Below are 236 nucleotides of genomic sequence, written 5' to 3'. Positions count from 1 at the left end.
ATCCAGTTCGTTGTTGACTGAGCGGATGACCTCAAGCATCTGGTCTATCTGCTCAAGTGAGAGCCTGTTGTCGGCTTTGCTCTCGAAGTACTTGCGAATCTTGATCAGGCTACGTGTGCTCGCGTCAGGCTGCGAATTGATGAACTTCATGTCCGCGTCAGTCACCCCGAAGCGCCGAAGTTCAACGCGGAGCATGGACAAGTCAACATCTGCAGGGATAGGAGCTTGAACAGGAC

General features: G+C 53.0%; 1 protein-coding gene. It reads right to left on the bottom strand.

The genetic code is table 11. The features are described from left to right. The coding region (locus HMI57_RS18535) for a hypothetical protein (protein WP_171587447.1) at positions 1-195 on the bottom strand (195 nt) is incomplete at its 3' end. Positions 196-236 lie beyond the last annotated feature (41 nt).

The sequence above is a fragment of the Arthrobacter sp. 260 genome (assembly GCF_013116745.1).
Taxonomy (GTDB): Bacteria; Actinomycetota; Actinomycetes; order Actinomycetales; family Micrococcaceae; genus Arthrobacter_D.
Note: the sequence above shows the minus strand (reverse complement) of the source record. Positions and strands in the feature narration are given on the sequence as shown.